This window comes from Corynebacterium sp. KPL3927 (assembly GCF_040225835.1).
In the GTDB taxonomy this organism is placed as follows: domain Bacteria; phylum Actinomycetota; class Actinomycetes; order Mycobacteriales; family Mycobacteriaceae; genus Corynebacterium.
This window is the reverse complement of the sequence record NZ_JBEHGD010000003.1, coordinates 150,282-156,903: the sequence shown is the minus strand read 5'-3', so window position 1 is coordinate 156,903 and position 6,622 is coordinate 150,282. Positions and strand designations below refer to the sequence as shown.

Sequence of the window (6,622 nt, the reverse complement as noted above, 5' to 3'; positions counted from 1 at the left end):
GTCTCGCCATAGTAGTCATTCTGGTTCATCTCCTTATGCGGGTTAGGTTCCCACACACAAACCATTAGACACTCTCGCCAGGTCCTTACCCCACGCCACCATGATGCCGATGAGGATGAAGGTAAACGGCAGCGAACTGGAGACCATGATGGATTGCAGGCCGCTCAGGGCATCCTTGCCGGCGATAAGGAGCAGGGACAAGGAAATGCCACCCAGGGCAACGCCCCAAATAACGGAAATCGACGTCGAGGGGATTGGTCGACCTGATTGGGACATGGAGCCCATGACGTTGGTAGCGGAGTCAGCAGCCGTATTGAAGAAGACCACCACAGCAAGGAGGACGATGACCGTGGTGATGCTGGATAGGGGCAGCGATCTCATGAGATCGAACATCACATTCTCGCCGGAACCTTCAATCTCGATTCCGTCTCCATCCAGGTGGGTCTTGATTGCAGTGGCACCAAAGATGACGTACCAGAAAAGCGACAGGGTGGTAGGCACGAGCATGATGACGAAGACGAATTCGCGGATGGTGCGGCCGCGGGAAATCTTCGCGATGAACATGCCGACGAAGGGCGACCAGGAAATCCACCACGCCCAGTACAGCATGGTCCATGCGGTGACGAATTCCTTTTCCGGCTCACCCTGGGAGGCGGACAGGGACATCATGTCTTCGAAGTGCTTGAAGAACTGCAGCAGGGATGCGGGAATCAGATCCAGGATGTAGAGCGTCGGCCCGGTGATGAGCACGAAGACCGCGAGTCCGATGACCAAGCCCATGTTGATATTGGACAGGATGCGGATGCCGCGCTTGATACCGGACATTGCGGAAAGGATGAAAAGGATGGTGAGGATCGTAATGATCACCACCATGATGCCGTTTCCTTCGAGGGGCTTGCCGGTAAGAATCGAGGTTCCCGTGCGGATCTGCAGCGCGCCGATACCCAACGAGGTGGCCGTGCCGAAGAGGGTGACCAAAACCGCGAAGATATCGACGATCTTTCCAAATACTCGGTTATTCGAATCCGTAATGAGAGGCTCAAAGAGCGAGGAAATAAGCGGGATACGGCCGCGTCGATAAGCGGCATAGGCAAGCGCGCCGCCGACCAGTGCAAAGATCATCCACGGCAACGTAGCGTGGTGAAGTACTGCCTGGGCAAAGGCCGGGAGGATGGCCTCTTGGCTGCCGGATTCGACGCCGGAGAGATACGGCGGTGGAGTCAAGAATAGGGCAAGCGGCTCCATCGGGCCGTAGAAGACCAGGCCGATTCCCATACCAGCGGCAAAGAGCATGGCGATCCAGGCGTTCCGGGAGAAATCGGGCTTGGAATCATCGGCGCCGAGCTTAATTTTTCCGGTTGGGGCGATAGCGATTGTCAGCAGGAATGCCGTGGTGGCAATCATGATGATCGTAAATAGCCATCCAAAGTTTTGGACGACCCACGCTCGCATGGTGCTTCCTGTGCTAGCCAGATTATCTGGGGCGATGATGGCCCATAGGATAACGGCAAATGTGGATGCCAAGGCCACCGCAAAGACCGTTTTATTGGTCTTAAAATCGGCGCGGGTGTTTTCGACACTTACTCCGGGGATGAGGGCTGGATGAATAGCGCGTTCCCCAGAAGCGGCTTTCGCAATGGCTGACCGTGCCTTCTGCGAGGTAGTTTCAGGTGACTTGTCACCTGAAGATCTAGGTTCGTTCATCGTTGATCCTCTCTAAGGCAAAAGAGTGAAGTATAACCTAGCTAATAATTTCATATAAATGCCGAAAAGTACGACTTAAAGCAAATTTAGCTTTTCGCCACAAGGACATTTTTCGTGATGTTGGTTACTTAATTAGCCCGCTTGCCGATGCCCAAACATGCAACCGGCGGGTCCTACAAGGCATAATTGTCTGCATGACTCGACTATTTGGAACCGATGGTGTTCGCGGCCTCGCGAATAAAAAGCTGACTCCCATTTTGGCCTTGACGCTGGGGCAAGCGGCTGCAGAAGTCTTTACTGCGCAGCGTGAATCTTATGAACGTCGCCCCTTGGCAATCATCGGACGTGATCCCCGCGTATCGGGTGAAATGCTCGATGCCGCTATCGCCGCAGGCTTGGCGTCACGCGGTGTGGACGTGGTGCGCGTGGGGGTGCTTCCTACCCCAGCCATCGCCTTTTTGACGGATGATTACGGAGCGGATCTCGGTGTGATGATCTCTGCCTCCCATAACCCGATGCCAGATAATGGCATTAAGTTCTTCTCCGCTGGCGGCAAGAAGCTGCCGGATAGCGTGGAAGATGAGATTCAGGCCGCGATGGATAACCTCGTTGAGGAAGGCCCAACGGGCACCAAGTTGGGCCGGATTATCTCGGAGGCTCCCGATGGGCGTGAGCGCTACCTAGAGCATCTGAAGGAGGTCGTATCCACTGACTTGAGCGGCATCAAGGTAGTCGTGGATACGGCCAATGGCGCGGCGTCTAAGGTCGCTCCCAGCGCCTATGAAGCAGCAGGCGCTGAGGTTATCCCGATCTACCACCGGCCTAATGCCTTTAATATCAACGAGAACTGTGGCTCTACCCATATCGAAAAAGCCCAGGCAGCAGTGCTCGAGCACGGTGCCGATTTGGGCCTTGCCCACGATGGCGATGCGGACCGCTGCCTCGCCGTCGATGCCGAAGGCAACGTGGTCGATGGCGATCAGATCATGGCGCTGCTCGCGGTAGGCATGAAGGAAGACAATGACCTGCGCTTTAACACGCTCGTGGCCACGGTCATGTCCAACCTCGGCCTGACTCTCGCCATGGAAAAGCAAGGCATTGAAGTTCGCCACGCGGCGGTGGGCGATCGCTATGTGCTTGAAGAACTCCACCGCGGCGATTTCTCCCTGGGCGGCGAGCAATCCGGGCACGTCGTGCTTCCCGATGACTCCACTACCGGCGATGGCACCCTCACCGGCCTTTCCATCATGGCGCGCATGGCCAAGTCCGGAAAGAGCCTGAAGGAATTGGCCTCCGTGATGACCGTATTGCCGCAGGTGCTCATCAACGTTCCGGTATCCAATAAGGCCGCGATCATGGATTCTGTCGAGGTCAAGCAAGCCATCGTGGAGGCAGAAGAAGAGCTCGGGGAAACCGGCCGCGTGCTGCTGCGCCCGTCTGGCACCGAAGAGCTGTTCCGCGTCATGGTGGAAGCAGCTGAAGAGGAACACGCCCGCAAGGTGGCAGGCAGACTTTCTGCCGTCGTCGCCTCGGTATAGGCAGGAAAATAAGAAGTACCGGGAACCATTTGGTATAAACCCCAGTCCAATGAAGGTGAGCACACTTACCGCATATGGATTTGGGGATTTATACCGATGTCTGAGGTTTTTCTTCGCCCCGCAGAGGCGATGTCCGCACTACAACAAGCTATAAGCGCCAATGATGAACAGCGCCAGGCGCACCGCGCCGACGTTCCAGACTTTCCTATTGCCGCGGCAGGGCGAAATTTTTCCGGGCACGGGGAGCGCATCCGCAGCATCCTCGCGCGCATTCATGCCAATGGAACGTGGCGCTTAGACAATATCTCTGCCACAGGCCAGGCAGCGCACGATCAGATGCGTGCATTCGCCACGTATGATGCCGGCTTTAGCCGCTCCTTTGCAGGAGAGAGCGGAAAGGCTGCGAACTAGTGAGTACGCTGACTAAATCGCTTTTAGGGGATTATTCCGCCGCCATTTCGCAGTTCCAATTGGCCTGCTTGGGACATTATTCCGGTCCCAGCATGCCATTGGGGCTTCTGGGTGAGCTCATCAGCGCGGTAGATGGAATCGCCCCACAAAACATAATGCGCCATACCATTTCCGCGGTGGGAGGAAATCTCCCGCATGGCGGCGGGAAAGGGCTTGCGGATTTCCTGCGCACGGATGACTCCGATGTTGCCCATGGAACCTTGCGCGAGCACCTGACCGGCATTCAAAAAGATTTTGATATCCACCGCGATGAAGGCAAGCAGCTTACTGACTCTGCCAAGCAATGCTCGGGCGCTATTTCCGATGTCGTCGATACCTCCGACACCGCACTCACCGAGCTGATTTCCGCGGTCATCCCGCTGCTCAATATCTTGTCCATGGTGGCTACCAGGCACCCGCTGGCCAAGTTCATTATTCCCATCGTCTCCACCATTGGTTCGAAAATCATCGATGACACCAATGACTCCATCGCCAGCACGTGCCGGGACCGCGATGATGCCATTGAATCCTGTTACGACGAGTTTGAGTCGCGCTGCAAATGCGTCTCCGAGCGTCCTCTGCCTGAGGAATGTCCTGAGCCGGCAGAGGCCGAAGAGGATGCCTGCCCACCGCCAGTGGAAAAGTGCCCAGATACGCCAGCTTCCACGCGCCCGATGCCCGATGGCGGGGGCGGCACCGACTCCACCCCGCCACAGCCAGCGCAGCCAACGCAGCCCGCATCCACCGCTGAGTGCCCGCCCAAGCCGGAACCGATGCCAGAGCCAAAGCCAGACCCGAAGCCAGATCCGAAACCGGCACCGCAACCACAACCCGCACCCGAGCCGAAACCAGCTCCCGAGCCGCAACCGGAGCCGAAACCAGGACGGGCTCCAAAGCCGGCTCCTGAACCCGCACCTGAGCAGCACCCTTCCGGGTGCCAGTGCCAACAGTGCCGCGGTTTCGTAAACGAGCCGCCTCGACAGAACGAGTCCACGACCACCCCGGCGCACGCGGAACCGGCGCCGGATCCTGAGCCGGAACCCAAACCACAAGACTGCCCACCAGAACAACGGGAACAGCCCGCACCGCAGCCAGAACAGGACCCAGTACCTGAGCCTGTGCCGGAGGATACTGAGTGCGAGGAGGAACCAACATCACCGGCTGCAGTGGAAGAAGATGCAGCTTGTGACATCGAGTCCTCTTGCAGCGGCAGCTTGGGAATCGTCGGTGCAGGAATCGCTCTGGTGGGCGTAGGACTCATCATTGAGGGTGCCGCGGAGTGCCTGGAAAACATCGTGGATGCCGACTGCCCAGAGCCTGAACCGGAACCTGAACCTGCGCCTGAGCCGGAACCCGAGCCCGCACCTGAACCGGAACCGGAGCCGGAGCCGTGCCCAGAACCTGAGCCGCAGCCCGCACCCGAGCCTGAACCATGCCCGGAAGATGGAACCATTGAGCCACCTCCGGAGCTTTCCCAGGTGGAAGAACCGACCCCGCCACCAGAAAAGGTACAGCACCTGCAGGCAGCAGAAGCCGCTGGAGCTGGAGCACCTGCACCAGAACCGCAGCCTCAACCTGAGCCTGCACCAGCGCAGGCACCGGAACCTGCACAGCCACAGGCCCCGACCCCAGCCCCAGCCCCTGAGCCTGCACCAGAGCCAAGCTCAGATGAACCATCCGTGACTGCACGAAAGGCAGGGCAGTGGTAATGAATAACGATTTTGCAGAATTCGCGCAGGGGTTTCGCGAGCGCACCGCGCGACGCATGCTGGAATTTGAAAAAAGCCTGGCTAAGGCCCAAGACGAGCTAGAAAAGTCCACGGCCAAGGCCGTCCAACAGGCCAAAAATGAGCAGCATGGGGGAAGGGACGGCAATGCGGTGGGGCATCGGCAAGCAGCTGCTGGAACGTGGCGCCGTGGTGGCAGAAGCGGCCAAAATGCTGCTGCCCCAACGCGTGTCAATAACGCATCGGGGCAGGTGAAATCTGTGCTGCGACGTGGATAGGTCTAGTTCAGCGAATTAGCTTTTAGTCATCGCGGGTCACGCCGGCGCGCTCGGCCAGTTCATCGCCGGTCAAGCTTTCTACCTTCTTCGCGCTCGCCTTAGGATCCGCAAAGCCGTCATAGGCGGACTCGCCGGCGAGGGTGGAGAGCAAGAAGCCGGTGACGAGGCCGCGGGCGATTTCGGTGGGGCCGGATTGGAAGGCACCGGAACCGATGGCCAATTTGCGGAAGCGATCTTCGCTAAAGCCGGCCTGCGTGCCCTTATCGATGGCCCGGTAGGCCACCTGGCCGCGCCAGTTATAGGCCAGCTTGGCGGGGTTTCCGGCATTGAAAATGTCATCGCGCCCAGAGCCAATGACCAAGCCCGGCGTATCGAGGCTGCGGGCGGCCTCGACGGCGGACGGGGCGGTTACGGCGGGATAAATTGCGGCGACGGCCTTGACCTTCGGGTTATCAACCGCGCTCAAAACCGCAGTGCCGCCGCCCATGCCGTGGCCTACCATGCCGAGCTTGCCCGGCGATACGGTGATATTGCCGGTTCCGAGTTTTACCCCAGCGGCGATCTGCAACGCGGATTCCATGTCTGCAGACAAGTTGCGGTGATCGGGGAACATGCCGGTCTCAGAATTGGGGGCGACCACGACGATGCCCCAGCTGGCCAGGTGGCGCAGCGTGGCGTGGTAATCCTTGATTTTGTGCATCCAATCGTGGCCAAAGGCGACGGCGGGCAGGCCTTGGCCTTCCGCAGGGGTATAAACCTTACCGGTAATACCCGCATAATCGAGGTCGCCAACCAGCACGCGGTTGCGGCCACGCTTCGATAACGTTCCTAAGTGTTTATTCAAATTCGCAGACACGCATTCTAGGATAGATGAAGATCACCCCGTGCTGGTGGCAAGGGGTGGCGAGTGGCACATGCGGGGGAT

Annotated in this window: 6 protein-coding genes; 4 read left to right on the top strand and 2 right to left on the bottom strand. The window is 58.5% G+C overall.

From position 1 onward, the window contains the following. Positions 1-42 precede the first annotated feature (42 nt). Positions 43-1,704 carry a BCCT family transporter gene (locus ABRP86_RS03100; RefSeq protein ID WP_349862420.1) on the bottom strand — a complete coding sequence of 554 codons (1,662 nt, stop codon included), beginning with the start codon at positions 1,702-1,704 and terminating at the stop codon, positions 43-45. Positions 1,705-1,898: 194 nt separating this feature from the next. Between ABRP86_RS03100 and glmM the strand changes: the two genes are divergently transcribed. From glmM to ABRP86_RS03080, 4 genes are all read left to right on the top strand, one after another. Beyond that, a complete protein-coding gene (glmM, locus tag ABRP86_RS03095) occupies positions 1,899-3,242 on the top strand; it encodes a phosphoglucosamine mutase (RefSeq protein ID WP_349862419.1) in 1,344 nt (447 codons plus the stop codon). Between the two features lie 96 nt (positions 3,243-3,338). Then, complete coding sequence (locus ABRP86_RS03090; RefSeq protein WP_349862417.1) at positions 3,339-3,653, top strand: hypothetical protein; 315 nt, start codon at positions 3,339-3,341, stop codon at positions 3,651-3,653. Next, a complete protein-coding gene (locus ABRP86_RS03085; protein WP_349862415.1) occupies positions 3,653-5,401 on the top strand; it encodes a hypothetical protein in 1,749 nt (582 codons plus the stop codon). The genes ABRP86_RS03090 and ABRP86_RS03085 overlap by 1 nt, the downstream gene beginning before the upstream one ends. Next, positions 5,401-5,697: a hypothetical protein gene (locus ABRP86_RS03080; RefSeq protein ID WP_349862413.1), complete on the top strand. Its 297-nt coding sequence runs from the start codon at positions 5,401-5,403 to the stop codon at positions 5,695-5,697. Before ABRP86_RS03085 ends, ABRP86_RS03080 begins: the two co-directional genes overlap by 1 nt. A gap of 22 nt (positions 5,698-5,719) precedes the next feature. Here the strand turns inward: ABRP86_RS03080 and ABRP86_RS03075 are convergent, their stop codons facing one another. Then, a complete protein-coding gene (locus tag ABRP86_RS03075) occupies positions 5,720-6,553 on the bottom strand; it encodes a dienelactone hydrolase family protein (protein WP_349862411.1) in 834 nt (277 codons plus the stop codon). Positions 6,554-6,622: the final 69 nt, after the last annotated feature.